The organism is Limosilactobacillus sp. (genome assembly GCF_022482365.1).
In the GTDB taxonomy this organism is placed as follows: Bacteria; Bacillota; Bacilli; order Lactobacillales; family Lactobacillaceae; genus Limosilactobacillus.
The window spans coordinates 733393-749614 of sequence record NZ_JAKVPE010000001.1 but is presented as its reverse complement, the minus strand read 5'-3'; the positions used below and the strand labels follow the sequence as shown (position 1 = coordinate 749614).

General features: G+C 53.2%; 15 protein-coding genes and 1 pseudogene. 12 read left to right on the top strand and 4 right to left on the bottom strand.

What is annotated here, in order from left to right:
* The first annotated feature begins 138 nt into the window (after window positions 1-138).
* The 3 genes from LKE23_RS03620 (at window position 139) to LKE23_RS03610 (ending at window position 3846) form a co-directional block, all read left to right on the top strand.
* Complete coding sequence (locus LKE23_RS03620; RefSeq protein ID WP_291978125.1) at window positions 139-2301, top strand: PBP1A family penicillin-binding protein; 2163 nt, start codon at window positions 139-141, stop codon at window positions 2299-2301.
* Window positions 2302-2362: 61 nt separating this feature from the next.
* Window positions 2363-2737, top strand: a complete 375-nt coding sequence (locus tag LKE23_RS03615; RefSeq protein ID WP_291978124.1) for a YlbF family regulator — start codon at window positions 2363-2365, stop codon at window positions 2735-2737.
* Window positions 2738-2901: 164 nt separating this feature from the next.
* Window positions 2902-3846, top strand: coding sequence for a peptidylprolyl isomerase (locus tag LKE23_RS03610; RefSeq protein WP_291978123.1), 945 nt, complete (start codon window positions 2902-2904; stop codon window positions 3844-3846).
* A gap of 75 nt (window positions 3847-3921) precedes the next feature.
* On the opposite strand, the gene LKE23_RS03605 is transcribed toward LKE23_RS03610, so the two are convergent.
* Together LKE23_RS03605 and LKE23_RS03600 are read right to left on the bottom strand one after the other, a co-directional pair.
* Window positions 3922-4146, bottom strand: a complete 225-nt coding sequence (locus LKE23_RS03605) for a hypothetical protein (RefSeq protein ID WP_291978122.1) — start codon at window positions 4144-4146, stop codon at window positions 3922-3924.
* The gene (locus tag LKE23_RS03600) at window positions 4146-4580 is read right to left on the bottom strand and encodes an HIT family protein (RefSeq protein WP_291978121.1); all 435 of its coding nucleotides are present in this window, start codon (window positions 4578-4580) and stop codon (window positions 4146-4148) included. Before LKE23_RS03600 ends, LKE23_RS03605 begins: the two co-directional genes overlap by 1 nt.
* 127 nt (window positions 4581-4707) lie before the next feature.
* Between LKE23_RS03600 and LKE23_RS03595 the strand changes: the two genes are divergently transcribed.
* The 3 genes from LKE23_RS03595 to trmB are packed head-to-tail and all read left to right on the top strand — an operon-like array spanning window position 4708 to window position 7287.
* Complete coding sequence (locus LKE23_RS03595) at window positions 4708-5445, top strand: ABC transporter ATP-binding protein (RefSeq protein ID WP_291978120.1); 738 nt, start codon at window positions 4708-4710, stop codon at window positions 5443-5445.
* Window positions 5438-6640, top strand: coding sequence for an ABC transporter permease (locus tag LKE23_RS03590; RefSeq protein ID WP_291978119.1), 1203 nt, complete (start codon window positions 5438-5440; stop codon window positions 6638-6640). The genes LKE23_RS03595 and LKE23_RS03590 overlap by 8 nt, the downstream gene beginning before the upstream one ends.
* A gap of 2 nt (window positions 6641-6642) precedes the next feature.
* Window positions 6643-7287, top strand: a complete 645-nt coding sequence (gene trmB, locus LKE23_RS03585; RefSeq protein WP_291978118.1) for a tRNA (guanosine(46)-N7)-methyltransferase TrmB — start codon at window positions 6643-6645, stop codon at window positions 7285-7287.
* Window positions 7288-7358: 71 nt separating this feature from the next.
* Here trmB and LKE23_RS03580 read toward each other — a convergent pair whose 3' ends face one another.
* On the bottom strand, window positions 7359-8327 hold the full coding sequence (locus LKE23_RS03580; protein WP_291978117.1) for an IS30 family transposase: 969 nt from the start codon (window positions 8325-8327) through the stop codon (window positions 7359-7361).
* 91 nt (window positions 8328-8418) lie between these two features.
* On the opposite strand from LKE23_RS03580, the pseudogene LKE23_RS03575 reads away from it, so the two are divergent.
* Window positions 8419-9195: pseudogene (locus tag LKE23_RS03575) on the top strand (DNA/RNA non-specific endonuclease); the annotation flags it as partial.
* Window positions 9196-9482: 287 nt separating this feature from the next.
* On the opposite strand, the gene LKE23_RS03570 reads toward LKE23_RS03575, so the two are convergent.
* Complete coding sequence (locus tag LKE23_RS03570) at window positions 9483-9818, bottom strand: hypothetical protein (RefSeq protein ID WP_291978115.1); 336 nt, start codon at window positions 9816-9818, stop codon at window positions 9483-9485.
* Window positions 9819-9972: 154 nt separating this feature from the next.
* Between LKE23_RS03570 and LKE23_RS03565 the strand changes: the two genes are divergently transcribed.
* The 5 genes from LKE23_RS03565 to polA all read left to right on the top strand — a co-directional run bounded on the left by LKE23_RS03565 (window position 9973) and on the right by polA (window position 16214).
* Entirely contained in the window at window positions 9973-10293 is a 321-nt protein-coding gene (locus LKE23_RS03565; RefSeq protein WP_291978114.1) for a thioredoxin family protein, read from the top strand.
* Window positions 10294-10539: 246 nt separating this feature from the next.
* Complete coding sequence (ytpR, locus tag LKE23_RS03560) at window positions 10540-11190, top strand: YtpR family tRNA-binding protein (RefSeq protein ID WP_291978113.1); 651 nt, start codon at window positions 10540-10542, stop codon at window positions 11188-11190.
* A gap of 124 nt (window positions 11191-11314) precedes the next feature.
* Window positions 11315-12622, top strand: coding sequence for a UDP-N-acetylmuramate--L-alanine ligase (murC, locus tag LKE23_RS03555; protein WP_291978112.1), 1308 nt, complete (start codon window positions 11315-11317; stop codon window positions 12620-12622).
* Between the two features lie 95 nt (window positions 12623-12717).
* Complete coding sequence (locus tag LKE23_RS03550; RefSeq protein ID WP_291978111.1) at window positions 12718-13431, top strand: Bax inhibitor-1/YccA family protein; 714 nt, start codon at window positions 12718-12720, stop codon at window positions 13429-13431.
* 122 nt (window positions 13432-13553) lie between these two features.
* The gene (polA, locus tag LKE23_RS03545) at window positions 13554-16214 is read left to right on the top strand and encodes a DNA polymerase I (protein ID WP_291978110.1); all 2661 of its coding nucleotides are present in this window, start codon (window positions 13554-13556) and stop codon (window positions 16212-16214) included.
* The last annotated feature ends 8 nt before the right edge of the window (window positions 16215-16222 follow it).

The window sequence follows — 16222 nt, the reverse complement described above, 5'->3', positions numbered from 1 at the left end:
TTTAATGTTCGGGTTTTGCGATGAAACTATTCCGATTCGGAAAGGGAAAAGATTGGTAAAAGCCAACCGAAAATTGTGGTGCAGGCACTGGAGTATGCTAAAATGACAATCAGTCAATAATGAACGGAGAAAATTAGAATGAAGCGTGAACCGCAAAAAACACCTTTTAAGGAACAAGTAAAAGCGTGGCTGAAGGCGGCCTGGGCACGCATTTGGGCGGGCACCAAGCGTGGCGGCCAGCGTGCACGGGGCTGGCTTCGCCGGTTCTGGCATCGCTATCAGCTGACGCGGTGGATTATCGTTGTTTTCCTGGCGGCCTTTCTGGTGATGAGCATTCACCTCACCTTTGTGGCCAAGACGGCCGACGTCGGCAACCTGAAGAATCGCCTGGAGCGTTCAACCATCATTTACGACCGCAACAAGCAGTCGGCCGGCAGCCTCTACGCCCAGAAGGGAACCTACGTGAGTCTCAGCAAGATTTCCCAGAACGTGCCGGATGCCGTTCTCTCGACCGAAGACCGTAATTTCTACCATGAGCACGGCTTCTCGGTCAAGGGGCTCGGTCGGGCGGCCTTCCTGCTCGTCCGCAACAAGCTCCTGCACCAGGACTACATCTCCGGTGGGGGGAGTACCCTGACCCAGCAGCTGGTCAAGAACGCCTTCTTGACCCAGGAACAGACATTCTCGAGAAAGGCAAAGGAGATCTTCATTGCCATCGAGGTGGAAAACCAGTACAGCAAGCGCGATATTTTGACCATGTATCTCAATAACGCCTACTTCGGACACGGCGTCTGGGGGGTTCAGGACGCTGCTAAGCGCTACTTTAACGAGGACGCCAGCGAGCTGACGGTTCCTCAGGCTGCCACCTTGGCGGGGATGCTGACCTCGCCGGGAATTTACGACCCGATCGAGCACCCGGCGGCCACCAAGCAGCGGCGTAATCTGGTTCTCCAGCTGATGGTGGAAAACCACAAGCTGACCCAAACGGAGGCCAACCGCTACAAGCAGACGGCGCTGAGCGTGACGAATGGCTACGTGCCAAACGACACCTACAAGTACCCGTACTTCTTTGACGCGGTTATTTCCGAGGCGGAGAGCAAGTACGGAATTTCCGAAAAGGACATCATGAACGACGGCTACAAGGTCTACACGACCCTGGACCAGGATCAACAGCGCTCAATGCAACAGACCTACGATGATGACGACAATTTCCCGGCGGACTCGGCCGATGGGACCAAGGTCCAGTCGGCGTCGATCGCCATGGATCCGAAGACCGGTGGGGTGACCGCCGTCGTTGGTGGCCGGGGCAAGCACGTCTTCCGGGGCTTTAACCGGGCGACCCAGATCCGCCGGCAGCCGGGTTCGACGATCAAGCCAATCGTCGTCTACACGCCGGCACTGGAACACGGCTACTTCTACGACTCGACGCTTCAGGATAAGAAGCAGACGTATGGAACCAACAACTACACGCCGAAGAACTATGACGACACTTACAGCGGCAGCGTGCCGATGTACAAGGCCCTCTATGAGAGTCTGAATGCCCCGGCGGTTTGGCTGCTGAACAAGATCGGGGTCAACCAGGGCTACCAGATGGCCAAGAAATTTGGCCTGCCGGTGGAAAAGGGCGACAAGAACCTGGCGCTGGCCCTCGGGGGAATGACCAAGGGGGTTTCACCGCAGCAACTGGCCCGCGCCTACGCGACCTTCGATAATGAGGGGCAAATGCCAACGGCCCATTACATCACCAAGATCGAGGATGCCTCTGGTCGGGTGATCGCCCAGAACAAGGGGACCAAGACCAAGCACGTCATTTCGGCCAAGACGGCCCGGGAAATGACCAGTATGCTGATCGGGGTCTACGAACACGGAACGGGTGAGTCGGCTAAGCCAAGCGGCTATACCGTTGCCGGGAAGACCGGAACCACCAACTCCGGGGTCAAGGGCGACGAGTCCAACGACCGGGACAAGTGGATCGTTGGTTACACGCCGGACGTGGTGGTTGCCACCTGGGAAGGTTACGATGATACCAACAAGGGGCACGTCCTAAATGACATCACCGAGCGCAGCATCAACGCTCTCTTCAAGAACGAACTGACCGGGATCCTCGACAACACGCCGGGCACCAAATTCACGGTCAAGGATGCCCAAACCCGGGCCACGAGCCAGACGAAGGGCAAGTCCAGTGGCTGGAAGTCGCTCTTCAATAATGACGGCGACATGCTTAACCAGTTCAACCAATCGGTCAATAACTTTGGCAACAAGGCTAAGCAGTGGTGGAGCGGCGTTAAATCCCTATTTTGATTAGGGCCGCAAACATGATACAATTTACAAAGACTTAGTAGTAAAAAAGGAGATTCTAGTCATGGTTGTAAACATTTACGATACGGCGAACGAAATGAGTCGCCAGTTGGTTGAAACCCAGGAATTCATCGGCCTGAAGAAGGCCTTCAACGAACTGAAGGAAGACAAGGAAGCCTTCGAATCCTTCAAGAAGTTCCAAACGATGCAGGCAACTGCTCAACAAAAGCAGATGCAGGGTCAGAACCCAACCGACGACGAGATCAAGGCCATTCAAACTCTGGCCAAGGAAATCAGCGGCAAGAAGGCAGTTCAAAACCTGATGAACAACGAACGGCAGGTTGACCAGATGCTTCAGCAGCTGAACAAGACCATCACGACGCCGCTCCAAGACCTGTACAGCGAAATCATGCCACAGGGTCCTGAAGACAAGCAATAAAGTTAATTAAACTGGGAAGATGACCATGGTCGACCTTCCCAGTTTTTAATTTTTTGTGAAGATGGCCTTAACATTTTCTTGTCAGTGCTGGACCAGGCGGGGAAGTGTGGTATATTGGATGGGTGAAACTTTTCGAAAAAATTATTTCTAAGGGATGTGTTTTCTTGAAATCCAAAAAATTATTAGCAATCGTTGCTGGGGTGGCACTGATGATGCCGCTGGCAGCCTGTGGTAACAAGGCCGTTGCGACGACGAGCGGCGGTAAGATTACCGAGAGTGAATACTACAGCAGCATGAAGCAGACCAGCCAGGGGAAGCAGGTCTTACAGCAAATGATCCTGGACAAGGTCCTGCAGAAGGAATACGGCAGCAAGGTTTCCGACAAGCAGGTCAACGCCCAGTACAACAGCTACAAGTCTCAGTACGGTTCGCAATTTAACACCGTGCTCCAGCAAAACGGCCTGACGGAAAAGACCTTGAAGCAGCAGATTAAGTCCAACCTCCTGCTCCAGGCGGCGGTTCGGGACTACTCCCACATTACCAACAAGCAGATCAACAAGCAGTGGAAGAAGTACCAACCAAAGGTCAAGACGGCTGAGATCCTGGTCGGCTCCAAGTCCGAAGCTCAGGACATCATTGATCAGCTGAACAACTCCGACAACAAGTACAAGACCTTCAAGAAGTTGGCCAAGTCGAAGTCTACTGACTCCTCTAACAAGAATAACGGTGGGAAGGTTGCCGCCTTTGATAACACCGACACCCAGCTTGACTCCGCCTACAAGAAGGCTGCCTTTAAGCTGAAGACCGGTGAATACACCACCACGCCAGTAAAGACCGACGATGGTTACCAGGTTATCTACATGATCGAGCACCCGGCCAAGGGGAAGAAGAGCCAGCACATCAGCGACCTGCGGAACCAGATTGTTCAACAAAACATGAACAACAGCACCTTCCTGCACAAGGTGGTTTCCAACGTCCTGAAGAAGGGGAATGTCTCCATCAAGGATAACGACGAAAAGAACATCCTGGACGACTACCTCAACACCAACAGTACCACGAACGGTAGCCTGGGCACGAGCTCAACGTCCAGCTCATCCAGCAGCAACTAAGTAAATTAAATTGCTCGCACTGACTAAAAAGGATATCCGCAATCACCAATTGGAAATGCGGATATCCTTTTTTTGCTATTTGGTTGACTTACTTAGGCGGTTGACGATCTTTTGAATCCGCTCAATGCGCGGTTGACATTTGAACCGCCACTTGACAATGTCACCGCTGACGGCGTCCGCAAAGTTCCTTGCACCACCCAGGGCATTCTGCAGGCCGTGTACATTGTCTTGCAGATCGGTGAGCTGAGTTTTGAACTTTCTGGCGTCGGCCAGGGCGGCCTTGAACTTCTCCCTAATCATTATTGTTCATCATCCATGTGGTCGATGATCGACTGCTGGATCTGCTTGTACTTGGCGTCGTCGTACTTGCCGGAGTTGTCCTTGAAGATCATCTTGAAGTCGTCTTGGTCGGAGTAGCGTGGTACCAGGTGAATGTGGGAGTGGAAGACGGATTGGTAGGCAACCTTGCCGTTGTTGTTGATCACGTTCATCCCCTTGATGGCCGGGTTAGAAGCCTTGACGGCGCGGGCGATCTTTGGCAGGCGAGAGAAGACTTCGGCGGCGAGCTTTTCGTCATAGGCGAAGAGGTCCGGGACGTGCTTCTTCGGAACGACTAGGGTGTGGCCCGGCGTCCCCTGGGAGATGTCGAGGAAGGCCTTCACAACGTCGTCCTCGTAAACCGTGTAGCTCGGAATCTCACCGGAAATAATTTTACAAAAGATACAATCAGTCATTGTATCCCCTCCTTTGTCAGAAATTACCTCTAGTATAACTTATAATGCGCATTTCTTCACCGCTGGGGGTCTGATCTGGTATGGTATAATTAAAAGTCGAAATCAAGGAAGAAAAGAAGGAAAGATCATGGCACTTGAAATCAAAAATTTGGTCGGGGGCTATTCCCAGATCCCGGTGCTAAAGGACGTCTCTCTCGACGTGCAGCCCGGCGAACTGGTTGGCCTAATCGGCTTAAACGGGGCCGGCAAGTCGACGACCTTAAACCACGTCATTGGGATCCTGCGGCCGTTCTCCGGTTCAATCACCCTCAACGACCTCAGCCTGGCAACTAACCCGGAAGAGTATAAGCAGCAAATTGCCTACGTGCCTGAGACGCCGATCCTCTATGACGAGTTGACCCTGCGTGAGCACCTGGAACTGACGATGACCGCTTACGGGCTTGACACTCAGGAAGCCTGGAAGCGGGCCCACCGGCTGCTGAAGATTTTTCGGCTGGACAATAAGCTGGACTGGTTCCCGGCCAACTTCTCCAAGGGGATGAAGCAGAAGGTAATGATCTGCTGCGCCTTTATGACCGACGCCAAGCTTCTGATCGTCGACGAGCCCTTCTATGGCCTGGACCCGTTGGCCGTCCATGACCTGCTGGGCCTGATTGAGGAGAAGAAGAAGGCCGGCGTGGCGGTATTGATGTCGACGCACGTCCTGGACACGGCCCAAAAGTACTGTGACCGTTTTGTCCTCCTGGCCGCTGGAAAGGTCCGGGCTCACGGAACCCTGGATGAACTCCGCAAGCTCGCTGACCGGCCGGACGAATCCTTGGACGAGATCTATCTGCACCTGGCAAGGGATGGTCAAAATGAATAAATTATTTGCGCAACGTCGCCAGCGCCACTTCATGATGTTGCTAAAATACTGGCGCCTGGTTTTTAATGATCATTTCGTGATCGCCCTCTTCTTCCTGTTTGGGGCGTTGGCCTATGGTTATTCACAGTGGCTGCCCCAGCTCGGCCCCAATCTCTGGTGGAGTCGCTGGCTGCTGGTGGCCTGGTTCACTGTCCTGGCCCAGCTTGGTCGGCTGGCCACCCTGCTGGAGCGGCCTGACCCGGTCTTCTTGCTGCCGCAGGTTAAAAATATGCAGACCTATATGCGTCAGGCTGGAAACTATAGCCTGATCCTGGCCCTTTTGATGACGGCAACCGGGACCTTCGTGGCACTGCCCTTTGCTATGACAACCGAACGCCTGACGGGGACCAACATTGTCCTGATCTTTTTGACCTTCCTGACCGTTAAGGCGAGTTGGCTGCGACTGGCGCAGGCAAGGGTTAGTCAGGAGGGACGGCAGCATCTGCGGCTGCTGCGGGCCCTGCAGTGGTTCCTGCCACTCCTGGTTGCCCTGGCCTGCTGGCTGATTAATCCGCTGGTCGGGCTGATCTTGGCGGTGGTAATTGAGGCAGCGGCCCTGACACGGCACCTGACCCTAGACTGGCGACTGGCGATCAGCGCCGAGGCCGATCGGATGTACAGCGTCTACCGCTTTTTCAACCTCTTTACTGACGTGCCGACCGTTCAAGGGAACGTTAAGCGGCGCACCTGGGCCAATGGCTTGATTCGTCGCCTGACGATTGAAGGGCACCCCTGGTCCTACCTATACGCCCGGGGCTTCATCCGTAACACCGACGTCAGCGGGATCGTCATCCGGCTGACCCTGTTGGCGATGGTGGTCGTCTTCTTAGTGCCGGTCATCTGGCTGAACAGTGTCCTGGCGGCGCTGTTCATCTACCTGATCGCCACCCAATTGATGCCACTCTTTGACCAGTACGACGGGAACGTCTTTACTCATCTTTACCCGGTCAGCTTTGCTCAGCGCCAAGCTGATTTCCAATCCCTGCTAACCAAGGTAACCATATTGGTGGCGGCGCTGATCGTTTTGGCCAGTCTGGGTTTGCACCTGAGCTGGCTGCAACTGGGCATTAACCTGGTAATCGGTATCATCGAAGTATTATTGCTGACCCGACTCTACTATCGGGTTCGACTAAAAAAGTTAAGTGAGGAAAATTAATTATGCGTGTTAAACATAAGAAGTGGGCCGATCCGCTGATTGCGGCCCATCCGGAAATGATGGTGACCACGGCCGCCGAATGGAAGGGCAAGTGGCAGGAGCGTTTTGCCAAGCCCCAGCCGCTCCACCTTGAGGTCGGCATGGGCAAGGGCCAGTTCATCATCGGCATGGCCAAGGCCCACCCCGAATGCAACTTCATCGGTCTGGAAATTCAACGGACCGTGGCCGCCATTGCCCTCAAGAAGGCCCTCGAGGAGGAAGATCTGCCGAACCTGCAGCTGATCTGCGGGGATGGGGAGGACCTCGACACCTTCTTTGAGCCCCACGAGATCGACCGGATGTACCTGAATTTCTCCGACCCGTGGCCGAAGAAACGCCATGCCAAGCGGCGGCTGACCTACAAGACTTTCCTGGCCAACTACCAGGAGATCTTAAAGGATCAGGGCGCAATCGAGCTCAAGACCGATAATATGGGTTTCTTTGAGTTCTCGCTGCAGAGCATGAACAACTACGGGATGCACTTCGACGGTGTCTGGCTCGACCTGCACAACAGCGCGGAGGCTGAGCACAACGTTGAGACGGAGTACGAACAGAAATTTGCAGCCAAGGGCCAGCCAATTTACAAGCTGACCGCCCATTTTGAATAAAAAGTAAAAACCAGTCCCCAACTAACGAGCATCGGGGACTGGTTTTATTTATCCCGAAATGTCAATTTAAATTAGAAAAATGTTGAAAGCTGTTCATCTGTGACGTGACTTAGGAATACTTCAAGTGGTGTGCGGTAGTGAAGTGACTTCCGTGGAATAGTATTTCGTTTGTGCATCAGCTGGGTGATTAGTTCATCTGGTAAATTACGGAAGTCTAATCGTTTACTGAGACCGTCACGACGTAAGATACCATTATTGTTTTCATTCAGGCCGCGTTGATTGGGCGCTCCAACCTCCGCAAAATAAGTATGAAGGTCATGTTTATTGGCAATCTCACGCCAGCCCGCGAATTCCTTACCATTATCAAAGGTAATCGACTTAACGAAATGACGAGGCATTTTAGAAAGCCATTTATCCAAGTGATAGTTAACTGCTTCATCAGTTTTACGATGAACGTTAAGCACAATCATCACCTTAGATTGACGTTCCACCAAGGTCATGACCGCACCACGATGAGCTTTTCCTTGAACAGTATCAGCTTCAAAGTGACCAAACTCGTGTTGGTAGTGAGGAAAATCATGGTATCGGTGGTAGATACTCCGACCGAGATGCCCCGCCTTACCACGTCGTTCGACATAACCGTTGGGGTGCCGTTTACCCTTCATTGGTAATTGCTGGACGGCAAAATTGTACTGTCCACGAGCAAACATCCGATAAAGTGTCCGCATACTACAGCTAATTGTCCGTTCTGCTCGACCAATGATCGTATCAGGTGTCCAGCCCGCTTTAACCTGCTCATTGATGTAGCTGATCTCATCCTTGGCTAGCTGAGCCTGCTTACGACCACAACGCTGCTTATTCCGTTGGTAAGCCTTAAGATACTGTGCAATGGTCTTACCGCTATCAAGAAATCGATAGACTCGGTAAATAGTTTCTTGGCTTCGTTTAAGCAGTTTAGCAGTTTGATAAGCCTTCGTACCTTGGTGCCAAAAATTAGCTATGAGGGTTAGTTCACGTGTGGTAAGATGTTTATAAGTCATTTGTGATGTTCCTTTACTTTTGTTTGTGGTTATTCAAAAGTCTATCACAAATGGCTTTTTTATTTTTCTAACTTAATTTTACAAACGGCGTATGATAAAAAATAAAAGTAAACACAATTTCTTGGGGGAAAAGATTATGAACAGGCAAGGACCAAAGTGGCTGACCAAGCTGATGGTTGTCCTGGCAGCCGTGGGATTTGGGCTGCAGGCACCGTTGGTCAACCAGAACAATCAAAATGCCACGCCAACCGTGGTTCAGGCGGCCAAGCACCGTCACCATCGCTCACAGACGGATTCTCAGTTGGCACAACTGGATTACCAGGGTTCGCAGGTCATTGACGTTAACAACGGCCAGCCGACCTTTAGCCAAAAGGACCTGGATACGAGCCGCGGTGCCTGGCAAAAGTATGGCAACCTGGATTCGCTGAATCGCGCCACCAGCGCCAACGCTCTTTTGAACAAGTCACTGATGCCAACGACCGAGCGGGAGCCACTGACGATTGACCCGACCGGCTGGCATAACAAGCGGATCGCTAGCGGCTATCTTTATAACCGTTCCCACCTGATTGGCTACCAGCTGACCGGGCAGAACAACAACTGGAAGAACCTGATTACCGGAACCCGGTCGCTGAATGATCCGTCCATGACCCGCTATGAGGATGCGGTGGCCGAATATCTCAAGGCCAACCCGCAGGCCTACGTTCGCTACCGAGTAACACCGGTCTTTCGGGGGAATGAGCAGCTGGCCCGCGGTGTTCACATGCAGGCCCAATCGGTGGGCTCGAACGCGATCAGCTACAATGTCTACATTTTCAACGTTCAGGATGGGGTCAAGCTCAATTACCAGGACGGGACGTCGAAGGTCACCAAGAGTGCCCGTACTACTCAGCAAAAGACCAGTCCAACCGTCACCAGTCAGTCTGCTTCGACCAGCACGAGCAGTACTCAGAATAATCAGGAGACGGTCTACATCACGGCCACCGGTCATCGTTACCATTTCGATCCGAACTGCCGGGGTCTTTCAAATGCCAGGAGCGTGACCCCGATCCCGCTCTCTCAGGCCCAAGCAGAGGGCTACACCAAATGCGGATTTGAGTGACGATTTGAGCAATGAAAAAGCCAAGCACTTCAGTTACGAAATGCTTGGCTTTTAATTTAGTCTTCAACGCGCTTGAGTTCCAGCAGGCTACCCGTGTAGGCATCGGCTAGAAAGTCATAGTTGACAAGCTCGTCGTCCTCGCGGCGGGTTAAACCACCGCGGTAGGCATCGGTTTTGACGGCAAAGCGCTGGAATGGCACCGCATGATGGTCGATCCAGCTGCCGGTGATCCGTCCTTCGCGTGCAAATTCAGCACGCACCATCCGGAGAATCCGGCCTGCCGACATGCGCCGGGTCCCAAAGAGCTTCCCGGCAATAAAGCCAACGACCCCGGAGGCCCCCAAAGTCAGGGGAATTATCCAGGGATTGGCAGATGAATTTGAATCGTTCATTGATTAAATTACTTCTTTCATTTACGTATTTGGCGATTGGGTAATTTAAGACGACACTCGTATTTTACCATATTCCAAATTTGAACGCCAAACAGCTTACTTTTAATAAGAAAGATGCTATAATAGCAAAAAAGAAAAAGATGGAGGTCTTGAAATGGAAGAGTTACCAGTAATGAAGGAAGAGCAGCTGCAGGAAAAAATTCAGAAGGGCAAGTACGTGCTCTACTTTAGTGCCGACTGGTGCCCGGACTGCCACTTCATCGCACCGGCAATGCCCGAGATCGAGCAGGACTTTAGCGATTACACCTTTATCCACGTCGACCGTGACCAAAACATTGACCTGGCCGCGGAACTCAACATCTTCGGGATCCCGAGCTTTGTGGTCTATGAAGATGGCAAGGAAATCGGTCGCCTGGTGAACAAGGATCGCAAGACCAAGCAACAAGTGGAAGACTTTTTAAGCAATTTGAAGTAAAATAGGATGACGGTAAGGTGAGTGGGAAATAACCAACAGAGTGGGGCGCGACGCGAAGCTAGCCTATTAGGTATGGCTAGCCTAGGACGGGAGTCGGCGCTGAAGGCGTCGGCTTTCGTCCGTAGCTAGACACTAGCCCCACGGTTATTTTCCACGTTATCTTTTCAGTAATTGAAAACGAACGAGACTGAAAGAAAGATTGTCTTTTCCCAGCCTCGTGAAATAAAATGTGGAAAGGAACATTCGATGTTAATTTCAAGTTACAATCCTAAGGAAATGGGCGACATCCTCGTGGTCATTACCGCACCCGACAGCAGCGAGGGCCAAACGACGACGGTCAAGGATGGAATCGCCCAGGTCAAGAGTGCCAAGGACGGCCAGCTGCTCGGCTACAACTTCATGGCTGCTAGCACCATCCTGCCTGAATTAAAGGACGAAAACGGCCAGGTCTTCTTAAACGAAGATCAGGTGGCGAAGTTAAACGCCAAGCTGACTGCGGCTGGCTTTGACCAGGAGCTGACCGCCGATTCGACGCCAAAATTCGTGGTGGGCTACGTGGAAGAATTAAAGGACCACCCCAAGTCTGACCACCTGAAGATCACCCAGACCCGGATCAGCAAGGACCAAACCGTGCAGATCGTCTGTGGCTCGCCGAACGTCAAGGAAGGCATCAAGGTCGTCGTTGCCCGGCCCGGTGCCATGATGCCCGACGGCAAGATCATTTGGCCCGGTGCACTGATGGGGGTTGAAAGTGACGGGATGCTCTGCGGCTTCCGCGAACTGCGCTTGAAGAACGCCCCGGACGAAAAAGGCCTCTGGATTATCCCAGACGACTGGCAGGAAGTCGGCGAACCGGTTGACTTTCAGCGGGCTGATACCTTCTTCCCGGCAAAATAGTTAATTCTTTGTGAAAGCTATTGCCAAAATACTAGAATGCTTTATTATTTATTGAGGGGCCGGATTCCGGCCCCTCAATAATCTTTTAAATGAACAGTAAACATGTTGAAAGGAAACTGGATTGATGGAGAAGAAGACATACTATTTCGTCGGCATCAAGGGAACCGGGATGGCCTCCCTTGCACGGATTTTGCATGATAAGGGCAACGTTGTTTTGGGGTCGGACATTGAAAAGGAAACCTTTACCCAGGGGCCGCTGCTGAAGGCGGGGATTAAGATCCTGCCGTTTGATTCCGCCAACATTAAGCCGGGGATGACGATCATTCAAGGGAACGCCTTTGGTGACGACCAGCCAGAAATCAAGCGCGCTCACGAGCTGGGCCTGACAATCATGTCCTATCCGGAAGCGGTTGAGCACGAGGTTGCCAGTCACACCAGCATCGGGATTGCCGGTGCTCATGGTAAGACTAGTACGACCGCCCTGCTGGCCCATGTCCTGGACGCCGTGGAACCGACCAGCTACCTGATCGGTGACGGGGTTGGCAAGGGTGATGCCAAGGACCGCTTCTTCGTCTTCGAGGCCGATGAATACCGGGATCACTTCCTGGCCTACCACCCGGACTACGCCATCATGACCAACATCGATTTCGATCACCCGGACTACTTCAAGGATATTGACGACGTTCGCCAGTCATTTGAAACCTACGGCAAGCAGGTCAAGAAGGCTATCTTTGCCTGGGGTGACGACGAGAACCTGCACAAGCTCAACGTTGACGTGCCGATCTACTACTACGGGACCGGCGACCAGGACGACTTCCGGGCCGAAAACATCCAGCGGACGCCAGCGGGTTCGACCTATGACGCCTACTTCCGGGACCAAAAGCTGGGAACCTTTACCATCCACCTCTATGGTGAGCACAGCGTCTTAAACAGTCTGGCGGTCCTGGCCGTGGCCTACATGGAGCACATCGACATGGCCGACATCAAGCGCGAGCTGGCCAACTTCACCGGTGTCAAGCGGCGCTTCAGTGAAACCGACGTGGCCGATGACAAGCTGATCGACGACTACGCCCACCACCCGAGCGAAATCAAGGCCACGATCGATGCTGCCCGGCAGAAGTACCCGGACAAGCAGATCATCGCCGTCTTCCAGCCGCACACCTACTCCCGGCTGGCAGCCTACATCGATGGCTTTGCCACTTCCCTGAGCCGGGCCGACAAGGTCTACGTGACCCCAATCTTTGGTTCCATCCGGGAAAACAAGGGGAACATTTCCAGCGCGGACCTCGAAGCCAAGATTCCGCACAGTGAGGGAATTGATATGGACTCGATGGACAAGCTGGCCCAGTACCACGACGCTGTCTTCATCTTCATGGGTGCCGGTGACATCGAGAAGTACGAAGATAAGTATAAAGAAATTGTTAATAAGTAAATAATCGGGGTAAAAATGGTAGTGTTCGCTGCCATTTTTGTGTTATGGTGTAAAGCACAAATAATAAGTGAATATAAAGAAAGAGGGAGTATTTGATGAATAACTATTCAGGCGAACCGGGACGCCGGGTTGTTACCGATGCCTCGGGGCTGAATCGTTTCTTAACCCGGATGTACGGTAATATGGCCCTGGCCGTCCTAGTTTCCGCTTTAAGCGCCTACCTGACCATGACGGTCTTTGCCAGCCAGGTATTGGGCTTCTTTGGGGCCCACCCGGCAATGGTTTGGATTATCTTGCTCTTGCCGATTGCCCTGTCGATGGGGATCAGCTTTAGCGCTACCCGCAACCCGGCCGGGGGCTTCGTGATGCTGATGCTGATTTCGATAATCTACGGGGTTGAATTCGCCCTGATCGCCGGTGTTTATACCGGGACGAACATCGCGGCGGCCTTCGTTTCTTCGGCATCGGTCTTTGTGACGATGGCGATCTACGGGACGGTCACCAAGCGTGATCTGACGACCTTTGGATCCCACGCAATGGCGGCCCTAATAGCACTGATGATTGCCTGGATCATTAACATGTTCCTGCAGAGTCCGGCGATCACCTACATCTTCTCCTTCATCGCGGTCATCATCTTCGTTGTTCTGACCGCTTGGGATGCCCAGAAGATGAAGCAGATCTACATCAATTACAGTGACCAGAACTCGATGACGGGTCTGGCGATCGTGGGGGCCCTGCAGCTCTACCTCGATTTCGTCAACCTCTTCATCTCGTTCCTGCAGATTTTCGGCATGAGCGACCGCAACTAACTAAAAGATCAAACCAGATTGGGATTTTCCTGACCTGGTTTTTTAATTCCATCAGCAGGAAATTAACGTCGGTTGGCAATCTTTGGTACAATTATTTTGAGAAATAGAAGGGCGGGAATTAAATGACGAAACAATTACTATTGATTGACGGTAACAGCATTGTTTTCCGGGCGTTCTTTGCCATGCACAGCCAGATTGACAAGTTTACCAACAAGGACGGCCTCCACACCGCGGCCATCTATGGCTTTAAGCTAATGCTGGATCACGTGCTGGCCGAGTTTCAGCCGGATGCGGCCCTGGTGGCCTTCGATGCCGGCAAGGTGACCTTCCGGACGAAGATGTACAAGGATTACAAGGGTGGACGGAACAAGACGCCGGGCGAGCTGACCGAACAGCTGCCCTATGTTCGCCAACTGGTTAAGGCATCCGGCCTGCACAGCTATGAGCTGCCAAACTACGAGGCCGATGACATCATCGGAACCCTGGCCAAGCAGGGGGATGAAGCCGGCTACCAGACCCTGATTGTGACCGGGGACCGGGACTTGACCCAGCTGGCCAGTGACCACACCACGGTGGCCGTGACTCACAAGGGCGTGACCGAGACCGAGCACTACACGCCGGCTCACGTCCAGGAAAAGCTGGGGATCACGCCGCGCCAGATCATCGACATGAAGGCTCTGATGGGAGATAGCTCGGATAACTATCCGGGGGTTACCAAGATTGGGGAAAAGACGGCGATCAAGCTGGTCAAGCAGTTCGGCACGGTTGAAAATCTCTACGACCACATTGACGATCTCAAGAAGTCCAAGATGAAGGAGCACCTGATTGAGGATGAGCAGATCGCCAGGGAGGACAAGACCCTGGCGACGATCCTGCAGGACGCCCCGCTAGAGATTGGCCTGGACGACATTAAGTATCAGGGCCCCCAGACCGAGGAATTGATTGACTTCTACCAGCGGATGGATTTCAAGTCCTTCCTGCAAAAGATGAATGTTACTCCAGAGGATGAGGAAGAGCAGCTCGCGCCGATTGACTACCAGGAGCTGACGGCCGATAAGCTGGACCTGGTGGGCTCGCTCAAAATGCCGCTGAGCTTCTACCTGGAGATGCCGGATGCCAATTATCACCTCTCACCGTTTGCCGGTTTCGTGATCGGCGACGGGACCACCTGGCTGACGAGTCGGGATGCGGAATTGCTGAAGCAACCGGCACTGAAGGACTTGTTGGAGGATCCTCAGGTCAAAAAGGACGTCTTCAATGCCAAAGGGCAGATTGTCGGCCTGCACCGGCTGGGGATCGCACTTCGGGGCGTGGACTTTGATCTCCTGCTGGCCTCCTACCTGTTGAACACCAATGACAACAGTAACGACCTCGGCAAGCTGGCCGCCGAACATGATTATCACAATGTTCAGTCCGACGAGGAAGTTTACGGCAAGGGGGCCAAGCGGGCGATCCCAGACGACGACCAACTCTTCTTTGCCCACCTTGCCAACAAGGCCCGGGCAATTGCCGAACTAAAACAACCGCTCTTTGACCAGCTGAAGGATAATCAGCAGCTGCCCCTCTATACCGACATTGAGTTGCCGCTGACCCGGGTTTTGGCCAAGATGGAGATTACCGGGGTGCACGTTGACGCCCAGACCCTGAAAGACATGGGGAGCAAGCTGAAGGAACGGCTAGCCGAGATTGAGAGCCAGATCTACCAGGAGGCTGGCGAGAAATTCAACATCAACTCCACCAAGCAGCTTGGTCATATCCTCTTTGAAAAGCTAAAGCTGCCGGTCATCAAGAAGACTAAGACCGGTTACTCGACGGCCGTGGACGTGCTGGAGAAGTTGGCTGATCGGGCGCCAATCGTGGCCCAGATCCTGGAGTATCGCCAGATTGCCAAGCTCCAGTCGACCTACATCACCGGGCTCTTGAAGGTCATTCACTCGACCGACCAGAAGATTCACACCCGCTACCTGCAGACACTGACCCAGACCGGTCGGCTTTCGTCCGTGGACCCGAACCTGCAGAATATCCCGGTCCGCTTGCCCGAGGGTCGGCAGATTCGGCGGGCCTTTGTGCCGAGTCAACCGGGCTGGCAGATCTTCTCCTCCGATTATTCGCAGGTGGAATTACGGGTATTGGCCCACATTACCGGGGACAAGAACCTCCAAGAGGATTTCAAGAACGGTGAAGACATTCACGCCAGCACGGCTCGGCGGATCTTCCACCTCGCCCCGGATGCCGAAATCGACCACAACATGCGGCGGCGGGCTAAGGCGGTCAATTTCGGGATCGTCTACGGGATCAGTGATTACGGTCTCGCCCAGCGGATCCACGTCAGCCGGGCCCAGGCCCACGAGTTTATCCAGAACTACTTCCACGAGTTCCCGGGCGTCAAGGACTACATCAACAACACGATTGAATACGCCAGGGAACACGGCTACGTTGAAACGATCACCCACCGGCGGCGTTACCTGCCGGACATCAACGCCAAGAGCTTCAGTCGGCGGTCCTTTGCCGAGCGGACGGCGATGAACACGCCGATCCAGGGGAGCGCGGCCGACATCATCAAGATTGCGATGATTCACATGGAAGATGAGCTGGAGAAGCGCGGCTTGCAGGCAAAGATGCTGCTGCAGATCCACGACGAACTGGTCTTTGAGGCCCCAAAGGAGGAGATTCCGGTACTGCAGAAACTGGTCCCGAGCGTCATGGATTCGGCGGTCAAGCTGGATGTGCCGCTCAAGGTGGACAGTAAGTTCGGCGATACCTGGTACGATCTTAAAAAGTAAGGAAGGAT

Coding starts and splice junctions, on each gene's coding strand:
- LKE23_RS03605 (WP_291978122.1), bottom strand. CDS start 4,146: ATGATTAGGGAGAAGTTCAAGGCCGCCCTGGCCGACGCCAGAAAGTTC.
- LKE23_RS03620 (WP_291978125.1), top strand. CDS start 139: ATGAAGCGTGAACCGCAAAAAACACCTTTTAAGGAACAAGTAAAAGCG.
- murC (WP_291978112.1), top strand. CDS start 11,315: ATGGAGAAGAAGACATACTATTTCGTCGGCATCAAGGGAACCGGGATG.
- LKE23_RS03595 (WP_291978120.1), top strand. CDS start 4,708: ATGGCACTTGAAATCAAAAATTTGGTCGGGGGCTATTCCCAGATCCCG.
- trmB (WP_291978118.1), top strand. CDS start 6,643: ATGCGTGTTAAACATAAGAAGTGGGCCGATCCGCTGATTGCGGCCCAT.
- LKE23_RS03565 (WP_291978114.1), top strand. CDS start 9,973: ATGGAAGAGTTACCAGTAATGAAGGAAGAGCAGCTGCAGGAAAAAATT.
- ytpR (WP_291978113.1), top strand. CDS start 10,540: ATGTTAATTTCAAGTTACAATCCTAAGGAAATGGGCGACATCCTCGTG.
- LKE23_RS03580 (WP_291978117.1), bottom strand. CDS start 8,327: ATGACTTATAAACATCTTACCACACGTGAACTAACCCTCATAGCTAAT.
- LKE23_RS03600 (WP_291978121.1), bottom strand. CDS start 4,580: ATGACTGATTGTATCTTTTGTAAAATTATTTCCGGTGAGATTCCGAGC.
- polA (WP_291978110.1), top strand. CDS start 13,554: ATGACGAAACAATTACTATTGATTGACGGTAACAGCATTGTTTTCCGG.
- LKE23_RS03615 (WP_291978124.1), top strand. CDS start 2,363: ATGGTTGTAAACATTTACGATACGGCGAACGAAATGAGTCGCCAGTTG.
- LKE23_RS03590 (WP_291978119.1), top strand. CDS start 5,438: ATGAATAAATTATTTGCGCAACGTCGCCAGCGCCACTTCATGATGTTG.
- LKE23_RS03570 (WP_291978115.1), bottom strand. CDS start 9,818: ATGAACGATTCAAATTCATCTGCCAATCCCTGGATAATTCCCCTGACT.
- LKE23_RS03550 (WP_291978111.1), top strand. CDS start 12,718: ATGAATAACTATTCAGGCGAACCGGGACGCCGGGTTGTTACCGATGCC.